Annotated in this window: 16 protein-coding genes, 1 tRNA gene and 1 pseudogene; 11 read left to right on the forward strand and 7 right to left on the reverse strand. The window is 44.8% G+C overall.

All coding sequences use genetic code 11. The features are described 5' to 3' along the window. The first annotated feature begins 120 nt into the window (after positions 1–120). The 4 genes from ACM64D_RS09275 to ACM64D_RS09290 all read left to right on the forward strand — a co-directional run bounded on the left by ACM64D_RS09275 (position 121) and on the right by ACM64D_RS09290 (position 2,249). Positions 121–681: a LemA family protein gene (locus ACM64D_RS09275; RefSeq protein ID WP_415062983.1), complete on the forward strand. Its 561-nt coding sequence runs from the start codon at positions 121–123 to the stop codon at positions 679–681. 19 nt (positions 682–700) lie between these two features. Beyond that, entirely contained in the window at positions 701–1,432 is a 732-nt protein-coding gene (locus ACM64D_RS09280) for a TPM domain-containing protein (RefSeq protein WP_415062927.1), read from the forward strand. Between the two features lie 29 nt (positions 1,433–1,461). Next, positions 1,462–2,106 carry a TPM domain-containing protein gene (locus ACM64D_RS09285; protein WP_415062928.1) on the forward strand — a complete coding sequence of 215 codons (645 nt, stop codon included), beginning with the start codon at positions 1,462–1,464 and terminating at the stop codon, positions 2,104–2,106. 66 nt (positions 2,107–2,172) lie between these two features. Then, positions 2,173–2,249: transfer RNA gene (locus ACM64D_RS09290), tRNA-Arg, on the forward strand. Between the two features lie 497 nt (positions 2,250–2,746). Here ACM64D_RS09290 and ACM64D_RS09295 read toward each other — a convergent pair. Beyond that, positions 2,747–3,565: pseudogene (locus ACM64D_RS09295) on the reverse strand (recombinase family protein); the annotation flags it as partial. Positions 3,566–3,640: 75 nt separating this feature from the next. On the opposite strand from ACM64D_RS09295, the gene ACM64D_RS09300 reads away from it, so the two are divergent. The 5 genes from ACM64D_RS09300 to ACM64D_RS09320 all read left to right on the forward strand — a co-directional run bounded on the left by ACM64D_RS09300 (position 3,641) and on the right by ACM64D_RS09320 (position 9,437). Further along, a complete protein-coding gene (locus tag ACM64D_RS09300) occupies positions 3,641–4,303 on the forward strand; it encodes a hypothetical protein (protein WP_415062929.1) in 663 nt (220 codons plus the stop codon). Positions 4,304–4,345: 42 nt separating this feature from the next. Beyond that, on the forward strand, positions 4,346–6,091 hold the full coding sequence (locus tag ACM64D_RS09305; protein WP_415062930.1) for a hypothetical protein: 1,746 nt from the start codon (positions 4,346–4,348) through the stop codon (positions 6,089–6,091). Next, on the forward strand, positions 6,088–7,803 hold the full coding sequence (locus tag ACM64D_RS09310; RefSeq protein ID WP_415062931.1) for a hypothetical protein: 1,716 nt from the start codon (positions 6,088–6,090) through the stop codon (positions 7,801–7,803). Before ACM64D_RS09305 ends, ACM64D_RS09310 begins: the two co-directional genes overlap by 4 nt. Before the next feature lie 207 nt (positions 7,804–8,010). After that, a complete protein-coding gene (locus ACM64D_RS09315) occupies positions 8,011–8,757 on the forward strand; it encodes a HEAT repeat domain-containing protein (RefSeq protein WP_415062932.1) in 747 nt (248 codons plus the stop codon). Further along, complete coding sequence (locus ACM64D_RS09320; protein WP_415062933.1) at positions 8,754–9,437, forward strand: hypothetical protein; 684 nt, start codon at positions 8,754–8,756, stop codon at positions 9,435–9,437. The genes ACM64D_RS09315 and ACM64D_RS09320 overlap by 4 nt, the downstream gene beginning before the upstream one ends. 68 nt (positions 9,438–9,505) lie before the next feature. Here the strand turns inward: ACM64D_RS09320 and ACM64D_RS09325 are convergent, their stop codons facing one another. From ACM64D_RS09325 to ACM64D_RS09350, 6 genes are all read right to left on the reverse strand, one after another. Beyond that, positions 9,506–10,093: a hypothetical protein gene (locus ACM64D_RS09325; protein WP_415062934.1), complete on the reverse strand. Its 588-nt coding sequence runs from the start codon at positions 10,091–10,093 to the stop codon at positions 9,506–9,508. A gap of 221 nt (positions 10,094–10,314) precedes the next feature. Beyond that, entirely contained in the window at positions 10,315–10,761 is a 447-nt protein-coding gene (locus ACM64D_RS09330) for a recombinase family protein (protein ID WP_415062984.1), read from the reverse strand. A gap of 149 nt (positions 10,762–10,910) precedes the next feature. Continuing rightward, a complete protein-coding gene (gene lpdA, locus ACM64D_RS09335) occupies positions 10,911–12,320 on the reverse strand; it encodes a dihydrolipoyl dehydrogenase (protein ID WP_415062935.1) in 1,410 nt (469 codons plus the stop codon). 105 nt (positions 12,321–12,425) lie between these two features. Next, positions 12,426–13,055, reverse strand: a complete 630-nt coding sequence (locus ACM64D_RS09340) for a hypothetical protein (protein WP_415062936.1) — start codon at positions 13,053–13,055, stop codon at positions 12,426–12,428. A gap of 99 nt (positions 13,056–13,154) precedes the next feature. Further along, positions 13,155–14,408 (reverse strand): 2-oxoglutarate dehydrogenase complex dihydrolipoyllysine-residue succinyltransferase, encoded by a 1,254-nt coding sequence (odhB, locus tag ACM64D_RS09345; protein ID WP_415062937.1) that lies wholly within the window; start codon positions 14,406–14,408, stop codon positions 13,155–13,157. Between the two features lie 24 nt (positions 14,409–14,432). Beyond that, complete coding sequence (locus ACM64D_RS09350) at positions 14,433–17,138, reverse strand: 2-oxoglutarate dehydrogenase E1 component (protein WP_415062938.1); 2,706 nt, start codon at positions 17,136–17,138, stop codon at positions 14,433–14,435. 161 nt (positions 17,139–17,299) lie between these two features. Here ACM64D_RS09350 and gpmA point away from each other — a divergent pair, with 161 nt between their 5' ends. Both gpmA and ACM64D_RS09360 read left to right on the forward strand, forming a co-directional pair. Then, positions 17,300–18,046: a 2,3-diphosphoglycerate-dependent phosphoglycerate mutase gene (gpmA, locus tag ACM64D_RS09355; protein WP_415062939.1), complete on the forward strand. Its 747-nt coding sequence runs from the start codon at positions 17,300–17,302 to the stop codon at positions 18,044–18,046. Between the two features lie 104 nt (positions 18,047–18,150). Continuing rightward, positions 18,151–23,871, forward strand: a complete 5,721-nt coding sequence (locus tag ACM64D_RS09360; protein ID WP_415062940.1) for a hypothetical protein — start codon at positions 18,151–18,153, stop codon at positions 23,869–23,871. The last annotated feature ends 38 nt before the right edge of the window (positions 23,872–23,909 follow it).

The raw sequence follows: 23,909 nt of genomic DNA on the forward strand, positions 1-23,909 counted from the left end.
TATGTCGGTGGCTCCGCAGAAGCTCTCGAGCTCGTATGTGGAACTTGCGTCAAAGTCCAGGTATACTTTCTAGCAAATTTAACGGAGGTCCTTTTGAGAAACCTAATTATCGTAGCACTTATGGCGTTTCCTTTTTTGGTGGGTTGTGGGATTCAGTCCTTGCCTCAAGGGAAGAACTCAACAGAAGCGGCATTGGCGGAGGTGAGTAACCAATACAAACGTCGAGCTGATTTGATTCCGAACCTTGTCAATGTTGTGAAGGGTTATGCCAAGCATGAGCAAGAGACTTTGACGGCGGTGACGGAAGCTCGGGCGAAAGCGACGGCGATGAATATCGACCCATCCAAAGTGACGCCAGAGCAGTTGGCGAAATATCAGCAGGCGCAAACAGGATTGTCGCAAGCCTTGGGGCGTTTGATGGTGGTGACTGAAAAATATCCTGACTTAAAGGCGGATCAAAATTTCCGTGATCTGCAAGCGCAATTAGAAGGCACAGAAAATCGCATTACGATTGCCCGTCAAAGATATATTGAATCTATCAAAGAGTTTAATAATTTGGTGACGGTGCCTCCGACAAGCTGGACTAACTCATTGATGTATCACTTCGAAAAGATGCCTCAATGGGATATGACGCCGGAAGAAAAAGCGCAGGCCGAAAAAGCTCCTGAAGTGAAATTCTAGGTTGTTGGAATTTCATAGAATGCGTTATTTCGCACTGACTTTCTTCTTATTAATGAGCCTGGGACTTTCCGCCCAGGCAAAGTTCAAAGTTCCTGCTTTGACAGGGCCGGTGATTGACGAGGTCGGATATATGACTCGCAGTGATCGCCAGGAACTGATGCAACTTCTTTATGATTTTAATCGTCGTGGCAAAGCTCAGGTGCAAGTGTTGATTGTGCCAGATTTGCAGGGGCTTCCCATCGAACAGGCGTCGATTGAAATTGTGGATCAATGGAAGTTGGGAAGCGAGAAAAAAGATAACGGAGTTTTGTTTCTGATTGCTGCCCAAGAGCGCGCGATGCGCATTGAGGTGGGGCAGGGATTGGAAGGGGCCATCCCCGACATCACTGCAAAACGAATCATCAGTGATCAGGTGATTCCCCTGTTTCGCTCAAAGCGATATTCCGCAGGCATTGTGGTGGGTGTTCACGAAATTCTGCGCTTAGCGGATAAAGAATTTGCCGATCAAAATATCACTCCCGATGATGAATCTACGGGAGGCGATATCCCGATCTTTGTGATTATTGCTGTGCTTATCATCATCTCTATTTTGGGCCGTTTTGGCGGCGGACGAGGTCGCTACTATCGTGGCGGCGCCTGGGGCGGTGGCGGTCTTGGCGGTGGAGGATGGTCTTCCGGCGGCGGCGGGGGCGGTGGCTGGTCTGGTGGTGGCGGCGGCTTTAGTGGTGGCGGCGCTTCAGGAAACTGGTAATGCTCGGAATTTGAGCGAAGTAGGTTGTTATGGCATGGATTAATAAATATCTTTCCGAACAAGATCTGAAGAAGATCGAAGACACAATTTCCCGTGTGGAAGAATCCACCTCTGGCGAGATCGTGCCTGTTATTGTGAAAAGGTCTTCAACCGTGGGTCATGTGCCTCTGACTTTGACTTTGTTGATCACGTTGTTATTGGTGATTCTTGAACTGCCATTCAGTGATTGGTTGTGGGTCACTCCTTGGGTGTATCTGTGGCCGGTCTTGATTGTTGCGATTTACTATGCGTCCCATGTTTTAGGAAAAATCCCTTGGATTCAAAAAATATTGGTACCTGAAAAGGATGAAGTTTCTCAAGTGCACCAGCGAGCGCACTTGGAGTTTTACACCAATCGGATTCATCGCACAGAAGGTGGCACGGGAGTTTTGATTTTTGTATCGGTGATGGAAAAAAAGGCCGTCGTTTTGGCGGATGAGGGGATCTCTAAAAAGCTCCCCAAAGAAACTTGGGATCAGGTGCTAATGCAATTGGGGGAGTATCTTCATCGCGGGGAGTGGGGCGAAGGATTTGTTAAAGCCATCGAAAATTGCGGGCAGCATCTTAAGACGCACTTTCCCATTTCCACTCCGGGGCAAAATGAGCTTAAAAATCATCTAATCATTAAAGATTAGGCTGACAGATCCTTGCTTTTTCCGGGTCTTGCTTGATACTGTTAGTGTTCTTAGTTTCTATCGTGTGCGGTCGTAGTTCAGCTGGATAGAGCACCTGGCTTCGAACCAGGGGGTCGGGAGTTCGAATCTCTCCGACCGCACCATTTGTAAAACCAGACGCATCGCCCTTATTTTCATTAGTAAAATCATATACTTCTGCGATGGATGGTGATTTGGATTGAGAGTGGTGATGCAAGCGCAGACGAACACCCTCAGTGGCAGTCTGATTTGAAGTTTTGTGTGTGGCAAAGTAGATTTTTAGGCATTCGTTTTCACAAACAATGGCATCAAAAATTTTTTTGTACTCCATTTTGAGTTTCGTTTTATTGCCACCTCTCAGAAGTTTTTTAAACTCTACTTTTTGTTTTACGTATAGTTCGATTGTGGTTTCAATAAAGTCTGCTCTAATATCTTTTTCCCTTACATCGTTGAGATTTTGAATGTCCATAATAGCGATATACTTTTTTTTCCCATGAGAAGCTTGTCCCGAAAGTTTGCGGTGACAGACACCGCACTTTAAAATTCCGCTTAATGGATAAACGCGATTTGACTGCGGATGGTTTCTGCGATTCTGCGTGAATTGATTAACTTTAAATTTTTCTTGAACAAGATCGAATATTGTTTGGTCAATGATGGCTGACCAAATAGCTTTAACTTGTTCGTATTTTTGCCAGGGCTTTAGTTGCTCTGGTGGACGATGTTGATACTTTTTATTAACCTCTTTGATTCCTAGATACGCGATATTTTGAAGAATTCTGCGTACAAAATGAGGCGAAAAGTTGATTTCGGGATATTGTCTCTGAAGGCGAATGGCAGTTTTGTGAAATCCACTTGAGATGATATACTCTTGGAAAATTTTTTGTACAATCTGAGCCTCTTCTTTATCAACAACGACCGAGGCATTTTTCTTTTTATACCCGAAAATTCTTTGACCGCCAGAAAGCATTCCCTGCAGTGAACGAGTGTGATTGTTAATAGCGACACGCTCAGAAGTTTGCTTTCGTTCAAACTGAGCAAGATTAATTATATTGAAGATCATCAGCTCTCCAAAAGGAGTACTCGAATCAAATTGTTCTTTGATCGAGAGAAAGCTCGCTCTGTGCTTTTGAAGTTCTTCGATAAAATGACTGAAATCAGCAATATTTCGAGATAGCCTTGAAAGATCACTGACGAGAACAAGGTTTACCTTCTTGTTACGAACATCTTTGAGAAGAGCTTGGTAAGCAGGACGCTTTGTATCCTTCGCGGAGCACCCTTCGTCGCGATAATCGGAGATGATATGCCCCCATTTTGGATAAACTTGATTCTTTGCTGTAACGAACTGATTGCACCTTTGAACCTGACGCTGAATTGAACCGGCAATTACTTTAGTTTGTTCTTCTGTACTAACTCTAGAATAGACCCCAATTTTGAAAGTCATGACTCCTCCTGAAGTCTCTTCGGCTTGTAATAAACAGTATCAAGTGTTTTAATTTACAGGGAGCGAGGTCAGTGGATGAGTTTTAATAGCAAGAAATTTAATACCTCCATTTTTGCGGAGGCTGGGGACCGAATTGAATATCGTATGGCAAATGATAAGGGAGAGCCTCTTCTAACATTAGCGGCCGATCAGTTTGATAAGCACATGGCGAGTCAGCATGCTGCATATTCTGAAATTGAATGGGATCTTGAAAACTCAAAAGAATCTTTCAGAAGGTCTAAAGATTTTATTGGAGATGAAGATATTCGGTCTGCGCTATTTGTGGATGCCATAATGGCTTATGGGAGAGCTTTTGCATCAGCAGAAGGTAGAGGCGGAGTGAAGCTAGAGGGTGCGGCACATTGGGTCGGAGCTGATGAGATTAGTTTAAAACGACATCGTGAGCTTATGGATTTTAGAAATAAGCTAATTGCCCATACTGGTAAATCTCCTTATCGGCACTGCCAAACATCCATTGTCACAAGTTTAATTTCAACTGGACAGGTAGTCCAACCAAACTCTCTTCCTCGTGACATCACATTGGGTGTTGGTGCTTTTAAGATGGGTCTTTGTGGTTTTGGACATGAGGATATCGATAAAACTATTCAATATATCCAACACATTATTTTAAAGGTTCAGTCAAAGAAAAGTGAACTTGAAATGAAGCTAACTGCGATTGCCGTGGATGCTCTCTTGTAAAATAGCTAGGTGATCAAAATTTTTTAGTTAGGTAGAAAATCTATGGAAGAAAATGAAATTTCAAATAGGCTGGCGTCTGTAGTTAAGGGTGAAGCTGACTTAATCACAGAGCTTCTCGCGATTGAGCATGAATTGCCTTATGGATCAAAAGACTTTGTTGCTCCCACAATTAAGCATTTAAATGTCAAGGAAACGGATATTTTTATTTCAGCTACTGAGGCCATTCGGAATGGAAAAGATATCTTTCGTGTTTCCGAATTACTTGTAGCTCTTTTTACAGAGCTACGACCGATTGAAGTTTCTACGTTGCTTAATTTCCTTCAGGAGTATTTTGATAAAACGAAGAATGATCTTGCTGGGGGTCGTTTTTATGATTCGATAAAAGAAAAAAGCAAAAATGACATTGAATGGGCGTTGTCATTGACCCAAGAAATTCTTCGTCGAAGAGATGAAAGGCTATATAGCTTTTTACTTACATCATATTTAGGTGTCACTCAGGCAGATTTTACCCAAGGTTATGAGAAGATTATTAAGCTCACTAAGAGCGATGAGAGTCGCCTTAAGCAAACTGGCTTAAGGGGATTGGGATTGCTTGAGAGAGTGCCTGACTCCCAAAAGGAAGAGATAGCAGAAATACTTTCAAGATATTCCACAGATTCAGATGAGGATATTGCAGCTAGTGCAGCTTTTTCTTTGTGTAGATTTGCTGCTGTTTCCAAGGTTCTAGAAGAGAAAAAAATAGAGTTAAGTCTTATTGGTAAACCTGCTGCACGGTACGAGATAATGACCCATATATGGGGCAATGTCTCTAATGCAAGGGCAATTAGTTCGGCCGATCTCACCGCTATTAAAAATATATGCAATTACAATTTAGAGCATAAGGGTATCACTAATAATCTTGATTCCTTATTGTACCTCTTAATTACGAACAACCATATAAATGAAGTGGAACAAATTTTAACTGAGTGGGTTTTGAAACACTCGGCAGAAGAGCATCGCCGTTCAATTTTTGTTGAGTCATTTGACTCTGCAGTTTTTGAAATCGTTAAAAATCAAACTTTACTTAAACTCCTTTTCACAAAGTGGTTGAATTCGGATGATTTGCGATTTCATCATGTGCTTTCGAAAATTGCCTCATACATGGCTTCTCGGGGTATGAGGCGAGCTGAATTCGATTTGAGTATCTTGGCAAGTTTTAATTATGATGATCATTTATTCATAGTTCGTAAAATAATTGGATATATTCTTGATTTTGATATTTCAATTTCTTTAGTGCTTTCAATTTTACAATTAGATTCTTTCGATAAAGATGTTGGTGATTTGGTTGCATCTGTATTGGTTGAATACATTGGTTATAATTACACCTATAAAACAATTCAGCGATTACAGTCTGAGTTGGAGTCTTCTTCTGAACAAGCAAAGAAAATTTTAAATTTATGCATTAAGGAACTCGAGACGAGAAGCAATAAACTTAAATCTCTTAATCGTGCCAACGAGCTACTTCCAAACTCAGACCATGCAATCAGATTGAATAAATCTTTTCAAAAGGCCATGAGTAAATCAATGGAAGAGGCGCGGGCGAAGTCGCCTCTACTAGGTATGGTTAGCCAGGTTTCTATTAGAGAAGGGCTGTCTTGGTTTTCTTTTCATCATGGCCAATACCATGAACCAAGTAAAATGAATCACTTCTCTCATGGCATAGAGTTGCCTCGAAAAGATGTACTTGATGAAATTGGTGCGTCAATGGAACGAGTCGAATTTCGCCAAGCTAAGAGAGGTGAATCATGAGGCTTTTACTACAAGAGTATCTATTATTATTAAAAGAAGATAATGAACTGGATGTTGTCACGCTTGAGCTTGCGACAGCGATGGGTTTAACAATTGTTTCAGCTCCACAGAAGGGTGTTCGCCAGGATGGAGTGGATATTCATGCGATTGGCGTTGATCCTGAAGATGGTATAAAGAAGAATTTTCTTATCACCATCAAAAAAGGAGATATAGATCGCGCTGTCTGGGATGTGTCTAAGCAAGGTGTTCGGAGTAGTCTAAATGAAATAATAGATGTGTATATCCCCAATAAAATTAGCGTCGAAGATAGAAAGCTACCTTCCAAAATTATTTTATGCTGTGGTGGGGAATTAAAACAAGAAGTTCAAACTAATTGGACTGGCTATCAAAACAACCATTCGACTGTTCAATTTGATCTTTGGAATGCTAGCAAATTGTCGTCTTTAATAGAAGAGAATCTTTTGAATGAAGGCGTATTTTTAGAAAGTACCAAGAAAAAAATGCGTAGATGTTTGGTCGTTCTTTCTGATCATGAGTATGATTTGGCTCACTATAAGGAAACATTGAATGACCTTCTTTTTGGGGATGATTGGAAGGACTTGGCAGCGGGTGCAGTTGAGAAAAGAGCTTTAAAGGTACTTTCGACAATATCCGTGTGTTTAGGGATGATTTATGAGTACTCAAAGGATGCTGATGATTTTAAACATCCTCTTATTGCTGCGGAACATACCCTTCTAAGATGTTGGGATTTTATTTTGAAAAATAATCTGCAAGATAATACTAAGGTCACTGCGAAATTTTATCATCTTTTACATTTGTATTATAAGTATGGTGCGGATTACTTTATTAAGATTGAGCCGCACCTTCTCGTGCGTGATGGGGCTTCCATCAGTTGTGGTAGTCATGTCCTTGCATCTGAAGTTGTGTTTCAGCAGATAGGTATTATTAGTATTCTAGGGTTGTCTCAGGCGATATGGGCTATTTCTGCTGAAGACCCTCAAGGAATAGAAAATTCTAAAATTGTTCTAAATGGACTTAAGAATTTGATTTCGAACAATGGTATTTCTGGCTCTCCATGTTTTGACGGGATGACGATAGACATTACTTTGGCAATAACATTTCTGGCTCTTTGTGGTGAAAACGATTTTATAAAGAATTGGATAAATGAAATTATTCGTCGGTTTCATTTTTCATATGTTGTTCTTGAGAGAGGATTTCCTATTTCTCAAGATTCTATAGAAATGTTGGTCGAGTTTGAAAAAGAGAAGGAGCACACAAAGGAAAAGATGACTTCAATGTCCACGTTACTTGCGACATTAGCATATTTTTGCGCCGTTCTTGATTTTGAAGATCAATATAACGATTTGGTGAAGTTTGTTGAAGACGATCTTTCTCACTGTAATCTCCAGATCTGGTTTCCGGCAAAAGGTATTAAGGCTCAATTATATTCCAGATATGCAGGTGTTGAGTTCGGTATTGCCGAAGCCCCAATTCACTTACCTAAAACTTTAAGTGAGTTAAAAGATCGGCTGGTGCAATTTTCTGATTTTAGCAATAAAAGCGAAAACTTCGAAACTGACTGGAAAGACTCTCCGCCTGCACTCCCATTGATTGCATCGAGACATTTTAGGACGCCAGTAATTCCATTTTTCTGGCTTAATTTTAAAAAAGAGGATCTCAAAGGTGTATCTGAAAAAGGCGAAGCCCCATAGTCGATTAAGTTGATATAATGGCCGTCCAGGTTTTCTAGGTGTGTACAGTGGGGATTTGAAGGGGGAGTTATGGAGTTCTGGCCTTTTAAATCACTTAAAATTAAGTAATTACATATACTTATGATTATATGTATATTTTGATGATTTATACATAATTTTGCTGTATAATTTAATTAAATAACCGATAAGACTATCGGAGGCTTTAATATGAGTGCAGTACAACTAAAACAGGAAGTGGAGAAGATTTTTAGCTTTGGCTGGAATAGCAAAAGTGTGTCTGATTATTTAGACGTTAAAGAAGGCACGTTGAATGATGTATTACATCGTAAAAATAGAGCACAGCTAGGTTCTAAATCAAAAACGATAAGAATTACCTATTTCAGAATTTTCTTGGAGAAGATTTCTGCGAGTGGAGTTTTCCCTACTCATGATTTGGTTGATTCCATTCCTGTTATGGGGGAAAGAAGTTTTTCGACATTCATTAAAGAGTTTTATTCAAAAGAAGAACAGTTAGTTATTTATATTATAAATGAATCAGTAGAAAAATTTGTTTCTAGTCGTCTGGCTTTAGATTTTGTTGGTCTTTTTAAAGAAAAATTTGGTGGCGTAATTAATGAAAAAACTCTTGCTGATGCGGCGATGAAAGAGCCTCAATTTCTTGCTGACTTTATCACACAGGGAAATATCAAGAATTTTACAAAAGCACTTGCTGTAAGCAAATTGGGATTAGCTGTTAATGATACCTTTCTTGGATTGATTAGATCGTTGACTAGCGATCCATCTCCTTTAGTGCGAGAAGGAGCCTATAAAGCTCTTTCAGAGTATTTTTTCGATGATGAGGAAAAGTATTCTTATCTTTATGAAGAATTTAAGGCCGCTCTTGAGAGAGAAACTGGAGACGGTGTGAAAAAGCAAATTGTTTCGTTAATTAAACTGATGGATATGTACAAGTGAAGTTGAGGGCAACTAAAACCTTTTTCTATACAGACTTAACGGAAGAAGACTTAAAAGGGCAATTACTTAATGATATTGAATCACCTGTATTCCCTCAGGTGATTTCAAATAATGAATGTTCAGCCGCTGTAAATTCGGAAGATGAATCGAACGATAGTCCTTTATCTTTTCTCATAAAATTTAAGGCGAGCAATGTTTCACCATCATTAATTCCTAATGGAGTTTCAGGTGTTCATTTGCCGGAGAAAGGATTTTCTAATAAGCAGGTGAATGACAACCAATCGCACTTTACTTCAATCAATGAAAATCATCACGACCTTACATTAAAAGATGAAGCTGAGTTAAACGCTCTCATCGGGGAAATAAGAAAGATTGACCCTCACTATCAATCGTTCGACTTGAATGATGTAAAAAAATATATCATTGGAACTTTGGCGGATCCGGAGTGGATTTCTTTTTATGGGAAAGACAAGAAGTGGAATAAGTTTAAAAACAAATCACTTGAGGATAGTTTTAGAAATAAACATTGTGCTATTACGAGAGAAGACATTGCAGAATACCTAAAAGGTGCTCATGATGGTCTTGAGCAAGATTTAGATTTTTTGAAAAAGCACAATGCCATTACAGATACAAACAAACTCAAAGTTCTGGCGTACTTTTTCCCTAAGATTTATGCATAGGTAGTAATCGTTAGTACTTCTGTTTTGCTAGATGCGCCAGTGATGAACTCAAGCAGACTACGAATAAATCAAAATATGGGTTTGCCAGGGTTATTCCAACTTGGGAATCTCCACCCCTTAGATGTGATGGAATTTATTACGTCACAAATAAGATCTGTTACGTGCTTCTGTACTTGTTCAAGAAAGGCCACATCAATTTGAGTTTCGAGTATTTCTAAATTTTTATTTATAAAAAATGGAAGTGATTTCCCATTAGAGTCTGGGGCTCCCCAAGAACCATGGCAAAGTATGTTGCGAATTTTCGATGCCTTTTTTAGAGCTTCAACAAGTTCACAAACTGATTCAGCTTCTGCAGAAAATTCTTGGTGTGTTTTGGTTGCTTCATGATATGACACTGAAAGTTTAAATAGCTGATCGGTCATCATCGATTCGAGTTTGGCGCTCCATTTTGCATAAGCTTTATTTAAATCTTCCTCTGAAGAATATATTTTGGTTGCATCGAGTGCAAATATCGCTTTTTTTAAGATTTCTTCAAGGAAAGAAAATGTGGCAACAGTTCTGCCGAGCTTTTCCCAAAACTCTGAAGTATGCCTATGTGTGGGAAACTGTTTTGGTAGATTGTCTCTATCCACTAAGGTTCTTTTTACTTCAGACATATTTTCCCCTCGTTAGTAAAAGGATATATAGAGTTATATAACTACCTACTTGGTGGTGTCATTGCTTTAGGCCACTTTGATGCCTTTGACTCCATGATGAGCTGGAATTGAGACTTGCGGACTTGGTTTAGAATCTTAGGCAAGTTGCCAGTAGAGACTGCGGCAAAAGCCAATACGACTGCGATTTTGATAAGATTATTCATGTGACCCTCCAATTTTGGTTATTCTGGTTTTGTACGTCTAATAATTCTGGCCACTGTTTTGTCGTTCCAGCGACGGCCAGTTTTGCTGGGAACTTTTTGTTCGGTTAGAGTCTTTGCGATGGAATTAAAGCTGACCCCTCTTTGGTGAAGGGCCATAATTTTTCGGATAATCTTGATTTCTTTTGGGTCTATGACGAGCTTTCCATCAAGGATAGTGTAACCGTAAGGAATGGAACCCCAAAAAGCTCTGGCTGGTTTTTTCGGATCTTTTGCACTGGCTTTATTGTTGGCTCGAAGTGGAACTCCATTTGCGATGAGTTCATCTCGAACAGTGCTGACGGGAAATCCTATTTGTTCGGAAGCTTCGTTTAAAGAGAGCCCTTTCAGATAAAGTCGTCGAAATTCATCGAAATTCGACTTTGCTGGATTCTGAAAAAATGCAATGATATCATGTGGATAATTAATGAGGGGTGGGTGTTCGTCTGTGTTTGCTTCACCTGCACCATTTAAATTTCCTCAAGATTCTGTCTTCCTGCGAAAATCGCGGATTTCACAAAAGAATTTAGAAATTTTTTCGATAAAAAAAGGGGATTCTAAGAATCCCCTTTTGAAAACTACATTTGTCTTTGTCGTTTTTCGACAGCAAGCGCCGCTTCGCGCACCACTTCACTTAACGTAGGGTGAGCGTGGAAGGATCTTGCTAAATCCTCACTGCTGCCGCCGAACTCCATACATACGACAACCTCATGGATCAGTTCCGAAACACTGGGTCCGACCATATGCGCCCCAAGAATGCGATCCGTTTTTTTGTCAGCGATGATCTTCACAAAACCTTCGGTAAAGCCCTTCGCGCGAGCACGTCCGTTGGCCAAGAAGGGGAACTTGCCGACGTTGATTTCAAGACCTTTTTCTTTGGCTTGTTCTTCCGTGATGCCGACAGAGGAAATCTCGGGATGTGTATAGATAACGCCAGGGACGGTGTTATAGTTCACATGACCCGCATGACCGGCCAGCATCTCCGCCAAAGCCACGCCTTCTTCTTCCGCTTTGTGAGCTAACATTGGTCCGACAATAACGTCTCCGATGGCGTAAATGCCTGGGATGTTAGTTTGATAGTGCGAATCAACCACAATGCGACCTTGAGGATCTTTTTGAATGCCCATCTCTTCACAGCCGACACCATTTGTGAAAGGCTTGCGTCCGGTGGCGACCAGCACGACATCGGCTTTCATGGGAGCGGCCTTTCCATCAGTCAAAGACTCGTAAGAGACTTCAACGCCATCGTTCAATACTTTAGAGGCTGTGACTTTCGTAGAAAGAAGGAAGCTCATGCCTTCTTTCTCAAGATTCTTTTTAAGTACATTCATGCAGTCTTGATCCATGGGGCCGCCCAAACGATTGGCGTATTCGATCACCGTGACTTTCGCGCCAAGGCGCTGCCACACGGAACCTAGTTCAAGTCCAATCACGCCACCACCCACAACGATCATGGTTTTGGGAACGTCACCTAAGGAAAGAGCCCCGGTGTTAGAGACGATGCGTTTTTCATCGAACTTCAGGAAGGGAAGTTCCACAGGAGCAGAACCTGTCGCGATGATAATGTTTTTTGTCGTCAGAATTTGCGTGTTGCCATCAGCTGCTTTGACTTCCACTTTTCCGGGAGCAACGATTTTTCCAAAACCGTTAAAGGGAGTGATTTTATTTTTCTTAAATAAGAAGGCGATGCCTTCCGTATTTTGTTTTACGACCTTGTCCTTGCGAGCCATCATGGTTGGAAGATCCAACTCGACCTTCGCGACCTTGACCCCGTGGGCGGCCAAATCGTGTTGAACAGCTTGGTAGTGTTCAGAGCTTTCTAATAAAGCTTTGGATGGAATGCAGCCGATGTTAAGGCAAGTGCCTCCATAGGTTTTGTCTTTTTCAATAATAGCCGTCTTAAGGCCTAACTGAGCGGCACGAATAGCCCCAACATAACCGCCGGGACCAGAACCAATAACAATAAGATCAAATTGAGTATCAGCCATAGAAGCGTCCTTTGTAGAGAATGGATACCTTGTTGGTATACGTCATTCTAGCATCGTTGGTCACTAAGGAAGCTTCGCATTAGACCTTGGTTTTTAGAACAGGACTTATCTTCGATAGGTCAGACTTGAGCTCAGATTCACAGGACGCTTATTTTCCGAGCTGCCATCGTAGGAGGTGCTCTTGGAACCAAAGAGAAGGTCTCCGGCCCGAACACCCATGAGGCTATCTCCCACGACTTGGACGCCATAGATATCATAGAATTTATCCCCGGCTTGCCCCATTTGTTTTGAGTCGCAGATCAACCCTAAAATACTGCGGGTTTCTCCGACACTCCAGTTTGAGATGCCGCAATGGTTGTTCGAGTTGAAAGAGGATATCAATGAGGAACTCCACACCGTTGTTGTCAGAGTGCTGAGGGTCAAATCAATCTTGCTTTTGGGGAAGAGGCCTTCAGCAATCGTTCCCGTCAAGGCATAGGTGCCGACCTCTTTGACTTCAAGAGAAGCTGTGCTGCAGGAACTGTCTGAATAGACAGTGAGAGAAGAGTAGTACTGTCCTCCGCTAAATGAAGACTCCCCTTTGAGATAGATGCCGCCACTGGCGAGGCAGTCGGTCTTCCAAAGGCCGCCCTCAATGGACTCATTGACGATCTCACCCTCGGAGGAGGAGGTTGTTGTCTTGGTGCAAGCCGGGACTAGAAATAAAACGCTCAAAAGAAGAGTTAGATGTTTCATGTCCCATATATCGGAAGCTGTTTGCAGAATCTGCAAACAAAATTCTGTTAATAGTGGGCATGCAAAAAAGGCCCATCGAAGTGATGAGCCTTTTTGAGACTAAACTTCCAAAAGAAGTCTTTCGGGATCTTCGATAAGCTCTTTGACTTTGACGAGGAATCCTACAGCCTCTTTTCCGTCGATGATTCTGTGGTCGTAAGTGAACGCCACGTACATCATTGGGCGAATCTCCACCTTCCCGTTGATAGCCATAGGTCTGTCTTGGATTTTGTGAAGACCTAAAATGCCCGATTGAGGGAAGTTAAGAATCGGAGTCGAAAGCAATGAACCGAAAACACCGCCATTGGTGATGGAGAAAGTTCCACCGCTAAGGTCATTCGGAGTGATCTTACCATCACGGCCCTTCAACGCCAAATCGCGAACGGCCATTTCGATGCCGGCTAAAGAAAGCATGTCCGCGTCCTTCACAACAGGAACCATCAAACCTTTATCCGTAGAAACAGCGATGCCGATATTGTAGTAGTTATGGTATTCAATATCAGTTCCGTTGATCCAAGCATTCACCGCCGGAGTGGCCTTCAAAGCCTCAACACAGGCCTTCACGAAGAACCCGTTAAAGCCCAAATTCAAACCATACTTCTCTTTGAATTTGTCTTTGTACTTGGAGCGAAGGTCCATCACTTTTGTCATGTCGATTTCGTTGAAAGTTGTCAGAAGAGCTGAGGTGTTTTGCGCTTCCTTAAGTCTTTCCGCGATACGTTTACGAATCGTTGTCATTGGCACAAGCTTCTTTTCGCCTTGTTTGGATGGGCCACGAGCGGCCATGACTTCCGCTGCAGAAACTTGAGGAGCCGGAGCGGCTTTCGCCGCAGGGGCAGGGGCTGCCGCTTTTGCAGGAGCAGAAGCGTCCAGAACATCACCTTTTGTCAGACGTCCGTCTTTGCCGGTGCCTTGAATGGCGGAAGGCTCAAGACCTTTTTCAGTCACAATTCTTTGTACTGCAGGGGAAAGATGTTGAGAGGCAGCCGTCGAAGTGGGGGCTGGTGCCGCCGTACTCGGAGCGGGCGCTGTCGCCGCCGCAGCCGGAGCTGCCGCTTCCGCAGAAGGTTTTGCGTCCGTATCAAGCATCGCCACGGTGGCGCCAATTTTAACAACCGCACCGGCTTCGTTGCCAGGAAGGATAGTCAAAACACCATCGTTTTCCGCGACAACTTCCACGCTGGCTTTGTCTGTTTCAAGAAGCATCAAAATCTCATTGCGCTTCACAAACTCACCGGATTTTTTTGTCCAGCTTCCGATGGTTGCTTCTGTGATGGATTCCCCAACTGCGGGAACTTTAATCTCTTGTTTCATGCAACGTCCTTTTCAACCTGGTGCTTAAGCGCCAAAAATAGATTTAATAATTTCCGCTTGTTCAACTTTATGTCGGTGGACAGAGCCCGTCGCCGGAGAAGATCTCTCGGGACGACCCACATATTCAAAGCCCAGCTTGAGGCCGGCTTTAGAAACCACATCGACAAATTTGAAGTACACGTTTTGGAAGGCCCCCATGTTTTTAGGTTCTTCCTGGGCCCAAATCAAAGTCTTCGCTTTGGGGTAAGACTTCAAGACTTCGGTCACTTGTTTTGCAGGGAAAGGATAGATCTGTTCCAGGCGAACAAGCGCGATGTTTTCCTTTTTCGACTTTTCTCTTTCCTCCAGCAATTCATAATACAGTTTACCAGAAACGAACACCACCGTGTCCACTTTGGATTTATCAACCGTGTCAGCGATCACTTCCTGGAAGCTTCCTTTAGCGAGTTCTTCAAGGGATGAAACCGCACGAGGATGGCGCAATAAAGATTTCGGCGACATGATCACCAGAGGCTTACGGAAGTCTCGGTGCATTTGGCGACGAAGAGCATGGTAGATCTGCGCTGGGGTTGTTAGATTGCAAACCTGCATATTGTTTTGAGCGGACAACTGCAAGAATCTTTCAAGGCGGGCCGAAGAGTGTTCCGGCCCCTGACCTTCGTAGCCATGAGGAAGCAACATGACCAAGCTGCTCATCTGCTGCCACTTGGTTTCGGAGGCTGCAATGTATTGGTCGATCACAATTTGTGCGCCGTTGGCGAAGTCGCCGAACTGAGCTTCCCACATCACAAGCGTGCGTGGATCTTGATTTGAATAGCCGTATTCGAATCCGAGCACACCGTACTCAGAAAGAATGCTTTCCGCCACAAGCAAGGACGCCTTGGGATTGAGGTCAGCCAATGGGAAATAAGCTTTTCCGGTTTTGAAATCATACATGCCGGCGTGACGGTGTGTGAAGGTCCCACGCACACAGTCCTCACCAGTCAAACGAACCGGAGTCCCTTCGTGAAGAAGTGTTCCATAGGCAAGAAGTTCTCCCATGCCCCAGTCAATCATCTCTTTGCCAGCACCCATGGCCTTGCGACCTTCCAGAAGTTTCAAAAGTTTTGGGTGGGGAGTGAAGGACTCTGGATAAGAGCCAATCTTTTCGCCGATTTTTTTCAAAGTTGCGATATCAAAAGTGGTGTCGGCTGATTTTTCAAAGTCCGCATCCGTACCTTTGCGCAGACCTTTCCATTCGCCGTCAAATTTAAAGTTCTTCAATTTGGGAGGATTCTTTTTTGTATCTTCAAAAATCGTCTGCAGACGATCCATCGCTTGATTGTAAAGATCGTCAATCGTCTTTTGATCCAAGCTGCCTTCAGCTGTCAATTTTTTCGCGTAAATTTCACGAACCGTCGGATGAGTTTTAATAATTTCGTACATCTGAGGCTGTGTGAACGCGGGCTCGTCACCTTCGTTGTGTCCGAACTTACGATAGCAGATCATATTGATCACCACGTCTTTGCCGAACTCTTGGCGGTAACGTAAAGCGATGTCCATTGCGCGCACGCCGCTTTCAACATCATCACCGTTGACGTGAATCACCGGTGTGAAGGTCATCTTCGCTGCATCGGAAGAGTAGCGTGTAGAACGAGTGTCCGTGCCGGTTGTCGTGAAGCCGACTTGGTTGTCGAGGATGATATGAATAGTTCCGCCGACGGTGTGGGATTTGGTCCCGGCCATCTGCAAAACCTCTTGCACAATTCCTTGTCCGGCAAAAGCGGCATCCCCGTGAATTAGAACAGGGACGATTTTTTTACTTCCATCAGCGCCGATTTTATCTTGAGCAGCCCGAGTCATGCCCAGAGCCACCGCATTCACGGTTTCAAGGTGAGAAGGGTTGTAAGCCATCGTGACTTTGCAAGGGCCGTTCGCCGTCTTCTTTTCTGTGACATAACCCAAGTGGTATTTCACGTCGTTGTCGAAGTCTTCGATGGGTTCTGCTAATTGCAGAGGGCCATTGAAGTCTCCAAAAACGTACTCTTCGCCCTTGCCAAAGAAGTTCACCAGCATGTTCACGCGTCCACGGTGAGCCATGCCGACAAAAACTTCCTGAACTTGCAGGCCCGTGCCTTTATTCACAAGAGCTTCCATCATCGGCATGACAGTGTCAGCCCCTTCGACAGAAAAACGTTTTGTCCCGACATAACGAGTGTGGATGAATTTTTCTAAAGACTCGGCCTTCGTCAAAGCAGCCAAAGCGTTTTTCTTTTCATCCAAAGAAAGTTTGAAGGAGTTGCCTTCAAATTGTTTTTGCAACCAAGAGATCTCTTGCGGAGCCGCGTCTGCGGCCTGCAAAGAAATTTTGCCGCAGTAAAGAGACTTCAGATGGGCGATGATTTCAGAAAGAGTGGCGCCTTGTTTTCCGATCAGGGAGCCCACTTGGAATTTGCTGTTCAAGTCTTTGTCGCTCAAGCCAAAACGTTTCAACGACAAAAGTTCACCGGCCTTGGGGGCATAAAGAGGATTGAGGTCCGCTTCGGTATGACCATCAGCGCGATAAGCTTGAATCAATTGGAAGACAGAAAGCTCTTTGTCGGACATGCCGAACTTGCCTTCTTGAGCAAACTCAACACCTTCAAAAAAACTTTTCCATTCCAACGCCAAGGACTCAGGATTGGATTTAAAATCTGCATAGAGTTGTTCGATGTACTCTAGATTCGCGCGATTGATGCCACTGTTGTTCACGATGATCCTCTTTTTAAGAACGACTTTATTCCGCGTGCTAATTTTTCAAAAACTTGGCAGTTTGACACGCCTTAATGCGCAGCAAAATCACCAGCTTTTGATATTAAAGAAAGCCTGGTCATGATAGCTCTTTTTCTAAGTAAATTGAAGGAGTTTAAACTGTGTATAAGTTGGTACTGATTAGGCACGGTGAGAGTGTTTGGAATCAAGAGAATCGCTTCACGGGTTGGCAGGACGTTGATCTTTCTGAAAAAGGTCGAGCAGAGGCTCTAAAAGGCGGAAAAGCCCTCAAAGATAAGGGTTTTAGCTTCGACATTGCTTACACGAGCGTGTTGAAAAGAGCGATTAAAACACTCGACATCGTTCTTGATGAGTTGGATCAGGTGTGGCTTCCTGTCCACAAAGATTGGCGTTTGAACGAAAGACATTACGGCGCTCTGCAGGGCCTCAATAAGTCTGAAACTGCGGCCCGTCATGGAGAAGAGCAAGTGAAAATCTGGCGTCGCAGCTATGATGTGCCACCTCCGCCGATGGACGCGAAAGATCCTCGCCACCCTTCTCATGATCCTCGATACAAAGACGTGAATCCTCAACTTTTGCCTAGCCAAGAGTCTCTCAAGGACACCGTGGCTCGTTTTCTGCCTTTGTGGACCGGCACGATTGCGCCCACGATCAAAGGCGGGAAGAAGGTTTTGATTGTCGCCCACGGAAATAGTTTGCGAGCTTTAATTCAGTATTTGGAGGGAATGACCCCCGATCAGATTATGGCCGTGAATATGCCGACAGGCATTCCTTTGATGTATGAACTGGATGCCAACTTTAAGGTTTTGCATAAAGAGTTTATTGGCGACCCTGAAGAGGTGAAAGCCGCCATGGACGCTGTTGCCAACCAAGGTAAGGCGAAATAGTTGTTTCATCTAGAGATGTGAGTCCATTACAGTTACGCTAGAAAACAGGTGAAATTCTCAAGATATTTTTTCTAGATACCGACAAGTTACTTATGCTTAGGAACTTGTCGGTACTCTGGAACGTTACTGTCTTTGCCATGCTTCTTGCGGGATGCGGGGGACAGTTGTCTGTGGAGTCGACAAAAACTCCCAACGCCGAGCCGGTCACGACGATTCCCGGAGGCCCCACTCTAAAACCTTCACTCACGGTCAGCTTCTTATCCATTGAACCCAGTTCTGTTTCCAGCACCTTGACGCCTCTTTTGAAGGGGGTGGCTTTGGATGCGGCTTCGCATGCGGTGACTCTTTATTCGGATGAAACTTGCAGTGTGCCGATCGGTGCGGGGGGCGTGGCGAATTTTTCTTTAGTGGGAATTCGAGCGTTGGTGATCCCCAATGTTAGCACCCATATTCATGCCCGAGTGTTTGACGTATCTGGAAACTACGGCCCATGTGAGTCTTTGGTCACTTACACCTCTGACACGATTGCGCCAGCCCTTTTTCAGTTTAAAATTGATGAAGAACCTTATGTGAATAAGGTGAATTTAAATTACTCTGTCGTCGGTGAATCGTCCGGTATTGATTCCTTCTGCCTTCTGGAAAACGATACTGATATGCAAAACTGCGTGTGGCAAAATCCCCCTTTGCCGACGACGCTGTCTTCGACGCCGCCTCATGGATTTAAAGCATACACATTATTTTTTAAGGACGCTGTTGGGAATATCTCGAATCGTGTTTTCTCCAATACGGTTTATGTGGATATCACTCCTCCGGCAGATCCCAGCAGTCCTTCAACCGTGCCACCAACCCCGTCGGGAGTTTTAGCTCCTTTGGTGAAGGGCTCTGCGGATTTGGAGGCCTCGGAAGTGGCTATTTATAGTGATAACACCTGCACGACTCTTCTTGGAAGAGGCAGTCGAGATAGTTTCTTGACTACGGGGATTCAAATCACAGTGCCTCTGGGGTCGACGACCTCTTTGTTTGCCCAAGCCAAAGACCGAGCTCAAAATATTTCGGGGTGCGCTTATTTGATGGACTACACTCATCAAAGTGGAGCGGTGACACCTTTGACAATCGGTTATTTTTCGACGACGCCTCTTTCTCCGTCATCAAATCAGAATCCAAAGATCAAGGGGTACTCGTCCAGCGATGTGGTGAGTGTTAACTTTTTTGCGGACTCTTCTTGTGCGGGGGCTCAGATTGGCACGGGCACAAAGGCTGACTTTGAAGGGGCTGGCATTACGGTTGCCACCAAGGCCAACGACCATACCGCGATTTATGCCAAGGGCTTTGATGCTTCTTCGAATCCAACGTCATGTGTTTTGATGGCAACCTTCCTTCATGACAATACTCCGCCCACCAATGTGAGTTCGATCTCGCACAAGTCCTTTTTGAATTCGACGAGTTCGACGCCGTCTGTGACGTGGTCAGCGACCTCTGCGGATGCCGGGGCGGGTGTTTTAAAGACTGAATACTCCATTGGAACCACGGCCGGGGGGACGAGCATTCGTGGTTGGACGACCTTAAGTGCGACATCTCCTGCGGTGTTTTCGGGACTGACTTTGTTGGATGGAAGTACGTACTACATCAACTTCCGCACCACAGACAAGGCCATGAATGTGTCTGCGGTGGCTTCTTCTTCGGGGTGGACCGTGGATGTGAGTGGGCCAGCAAGTGGGCCGGTCTTTACCTCCTTCACGCCCAGTTCTCCGTCTGCGACAACCACATCCCCCGTCGTCAAAGGGACTGTGAGTGCGGATACGGTGACTGTGAAGTTATTCTCGGATGCAGGTTGCAGTTCGTTGATTGCGAGCGGTTCGAAGGCCGAATATGAAGGTGGCGGAATTGGATTTAGTATCTTGAGCAACTCGGAAGTGTCTGTTTATGGCCGAGCTTATGACGGAGCAGAAAATCCTTCCGTATGTAACTTTTTGGGTACTTACAAACACGACAATATTGCTCCGACCTTCTCGGGTTTATCTATTAATGGTGGCTCGTTCATAAATAATACGCTGGTTTCTTTGAGTATCGGCGCCATGACAGGAGAGCCCAGTCAGTATTGTCTTTTAACTAACAACACTAATGTGGGTTCTTGTGTTTGGCAGAGTCTGCCGATGACGTCCTCTTTCACCTTGGGTGGGGGAGATGGTCTTAAGACATTGTCGGCTTTTGTGCGTGACAGTGCGGGCAACGTTTCTAGTCGTGTCGACTCCAACACCGTGACATTGGATACGGTCGCTCCGGTATGGACGACTCCCAATGTCAGTTATGCGGGAACTCATGCTTCGGCGGTGAGTTCGCCGGCAGTTTCCTATTCACAGTCGGCGACAGATAGTAACGCGTTTAAATACGAATACGCGATGGGGACCGGCACCACGGGAGGCGCTATTAGCGATGTCGTGGATTGGACCCAAGTCACTTCGGCGTCGTTCACGATCGGTGGACTGGCTTTGAGTGATGGCGTTCGTTATTACATTCGCCTGAGAGCCGTCGATAGCGCGGGGAACGTGACTATGTCCGCTGCCAACGCGGGGTTCTTAGTGAATGTCAACGTGCCTGCCCCGTCTTTCTTTGCCGCAGATCCACAAAGTCCCTCAGGGGCATCCACGACGCCGAAAATGAAAGGCTATCTTGATGTGGTGGCTGATACGGTCACTCTTTATTCAGATTCGGCTTGCAGTGTGGTGATTGGTTCAGGAACGAAGTCGACCTTTGAATCGACGGGTGTCACTGTGACAGTCACGGCCAATACAATTTCTACGATTTATGCCAAGGCGACAGATACCGCTATCAATAAAAGCAGTGTTTGTGCCTTTATGACAAACTATGTTCACGACAACCAAGGACCGATTCCTTCGTTGAGTGTGGATGACGGCATTTTCTCAACTTCGTTGACGACATCACCCGTGATCTCGTGGGTGGGCGGGGGAACAGACGGAGGCTCTGGATTTAATCGCTTTGAGTATGCGATTGGCACGAGTCCTCTTTTAGAAGATGTGAAGGGATGGACCTCAGCAGGTTCGAGTGTGTCCGTGACGGCAACGGGATTAAGTCTTGTGGCGAACGTCCGTTATTACGCCAAGGTGAGATCCGTCGACAATGTCGGCAACGTGTCCTCCGTCACAGTGGGGGATGGTTGGATTATTGATACCACGGGGCCTTCAGTCGGATTTACGATTCCGTTTGAGAACGACACGGTGATTTCAGATAAAAGAACGGTCATTGGTGCGTGCGAAACGGGTATCGATGTTCAGCTTTCTTATTCCAGCAATGTATTAGGTCCTTCAACGGTTTCTTGCGCGAACAGCGAGTTTGCGGTCGATATTCTTATTGATGGAATCGATGGGCCCCGCAGTCTTTCGGCGTATCAGGTCGATGCGGCCGGAAACAACTCGGGCACGATCAGTCGTAACTTTGTCTACAAACCCACTTTTACGATGCTGGGTGATGGTGTGAACGGTGCAGTCTGGTCGATGGCCATGACCAATGATGGAACTCGCGATATCTTGGCGGGGGGAGCCTTCACTCAATTAGGCGATATCACGCTGAATCGTCTGGTGCGATTTAAATACAATGGAGATCGGGTCGAGTCATTTAGTATTGGAACAGGTTTTAATAATACGGTGTATGCGATTCTGCCCACGAAAGATGGCAGTGGGAAATTCTATGTTGCTGGTGCGTATACTGACTATGATGGAATCACCACGGCAGACTATTTGATCCGTCTTAATGCCGATGGTTCCCATGACCCATCTTTTGCGCCCGTTCTTGTGGGCATTGCCTACTCGCTGGAATACGGCCCGGGGGATACGATTTTTGCTGGTGGCGCTTTCACCAATGTCAATGGGTCCGCAAGTTTTCAAAAGGTCGTGCAACTGAATGCGGATGGAACCACTGTGACGGCCTTTGATGTCGGGACCGGCGGTGTCGCCAATGGAGAAGTGCGGGCTTTGCGTTTATCCGCAGACGGAAACTCCTTATTCCTGGGCGGAAACTTTACAACATATCGGGGCGTAACGGTAAACAGAATCGTGAAAGTGAATGTCAGTAATGGCGCGGTCGCAGCGGGGTGGGCGACGGGGGCCACGGCCGGATTTACGACGGCGTCTAGTTATGTTCTTGATATTGAGCTAGCGCCTGAAGATAACACCGAGATTTATGCAGGTGGAAACTTCACTCAGTATGGGGCGACGGCCAACTCGGCACTTCGCATTGCGCGTTTGACGGCTAATGGAGCGATGAGTGCCACATTCAATGGTGTTGCGAGCGCCACCAATGGATTTAACGCAGCTTATGTTCGTGACATTGTTGCTGCCGGAGACGGGACGAACGATATTTATGTGGCCGGCGAGTTCACTTCCTATCGAGGAACCGTACAAAACTATTTTGCTCGCGTTCAAGCGAATGGTTCTTTGAATCCAAGCTTTACAAATCGCGGTTTCTCTGGGGGAGTCACTTACGCGGTGTTAGTTCCGCCAGCTTCGGCGAACCCCTATTTTGACGTCTATGTCGGTGGCGCCTTTACGGCCTATGATGCCTTTGGATTTGCGCGTATTACTCGCCTGAATACGGATGGAACACCCGATATCGGTATCAACATTGGTGCCGGGATCGCAGGAGGTTCGGGGTACGTTCGTAAAGTTGTCGAAATCAATGATGGCTCTGACCGCCTTTTCTTAGGTGGAAACTTCACGACCTATCGAGGAACTTCGTCTCCTTATATTGTGCGAATCAATCAAGATGGCTCAATTGACACAAGTTTTGTGGTGGGGACGGGCTTTAATGGAGAAGTCCTTGCCCTGTATTATGATAAGACGATCAATAAGATTTATGTTGGAGGAGCTTTCACGACCTATAAGGGCGTCTCGGTTCCTCGTATTGCCCGTTTAAATTTTGATGGCAGTTTGGATACGACGTTTGTGGTGGGCACGGGATTCAGCTCTTCCGTGTATGATATTCTTCCGGCGCCAGATAAGTCCGGGAAGATTTATGCTTCGGGATTGTTTGGGACCTATAAAGGTGTCAGTTCAAATCGAGCTATACGTTTGAATGCGGACGGCAGCATTGATTATGCATTCAACGTCGGTTCTGGATTTGGAGGAACTGGGGTCTTGGTTATGAAGGCCGCCTTGGATGGAACCAATGATATTTTTATGGGCGGAAACTTCACCTCCTATAACGGAACGGCTCGGTATTATCTTGTTCGTTTGAAAGACACCGGACTTTTGAACTCAAACTTTAATGTCGGAGCGGGTCCGGGCTATACAGCACCGGCGACGGCGGCGCAAATTACAGATATGGTGGTTGCCCCTGATGGAGGACTTTATATTGCGGGAATTTTCCAAAAGTTCCAGGCACAAGCTCGTATGGGGCTGGTAAAGATCAAAGCCAGTGGAACTTTGGATAACACCTTTAACGTGGGTTCTGGTTTGATGTATCGATATACTGCAGACAGTGGTTCGACCTATGTCGATCGTGGTTATGTGAACAGCGTGACGTTGGCGAAGGATGGGCGCGTTTATGCGACAGGTGCATTTACAGGCTACTTCAATCCTTACAGCGGAAGTTCCTATCCCACGACGGTCCCACGAATTATCTGTCTGAATCCGGATGGCAGTATGGATATGTCTTTTGCTTTAGGGACCGGGGTGAACGCGTCAGGTTACACCATCAAGACGGCTGATGATGGTTCGGGGGATGTCTTCTTAGTGGGGGACTTCACCGCCTACAACGGCCTGAATCGAAACGGAGTTGTGAGAATTAAGGACAACGGAAATACGAACTAACTCCGAAATCTCATTCTGAGATATTGTTTTGTTTTTGC

This window comes from Bdellovibrio sp. (genome assembly GCF_047637665.1).
Lineage (GTDB): Bacteria > Bdellovibrionota > Bdellovibrionia > Bdellovibrionales > Bdellovibrionaceae > Bdellovibrio.

Bases quoted from the DNA above. Each gene is read 5' to 3' on its own strand.
- odhB (WP_415062937.1), bottom strand. From the start codon at position 14,408: ATGAAACAAGAGATTAAAGTTCCCGCAGTTGGGGAATCCATCACAGAA.
- ACM64D_RS09275 (WP_415062983.1), top strand. From the start codon at position 121: ATGGCGTTTCCTTTTTTGGTGGGTTGTGGGATTCAGTCCTTGCCTCAA.
- ACM64D_RS09315 (WP_415062932.1), top strand. From the start codon at position 8,011: ATGAGTGCAGTACAACTAAAACAGGAAGTGGAGAAGATTTTTAGCTTT.
- ACM64D_RS09285 (WP_415062928.1), top strand. From the start codon at position 1,462: ATGGCATGGATTAATAAATATCTTTCCGAACAAGATCTGAAGAAGATC.
- ACM64D_RS09310 (WP_415062931.1), top strand. From the start codon at position 6,088: ATGAGGCTTTTACTACAAGAGTATCTATTATTATTAAAAGAAGATAAT.
- lpdA (WP_415062935.1), bottom strand. From the start codon at position 12,320: ATGGCTGATACTCAATTTGATCTTATTGTTATTGGTTCTGGTCCCGGC.
- ACM64D_RS09280 (WP_415062927.1), top strand. From the start codon at position 701: ATGCGTTATTTCGCACTGACTTTCTTCTTATTAATGAGCCTGGGACTT.
- ACM64D_RS09300 (WP_415062929.1), top strand. From the start codon at position 3,641: ATGAGTTTTAATAGCAAGAAATTTAATACCTCCATTTTTGCGGAGGCT.
- ACM64D_RS09325 (WP_415062934.1), bottom strand. From the start codon at position 10,093: ATGTCTGAAGTAAAAAGAACCTTAGTGGATAGAGACAATCTACCAAAA.
- ACM64D_RS09305 (WP_415062930.1), top strand. From the start codon at position 4,346: ATGGAAGAAAATGAAATTTCAAATAGGCTGGCGTCTGTAGTTAAGGGT.
- ACM64D_RS09340 (WP_415062936.1), bottom strand. From the start codon at position 13,055: ATGAAACATCTAACTCTTCTTTTGAGCGTTTTATTTCTAGTCCCGGCT.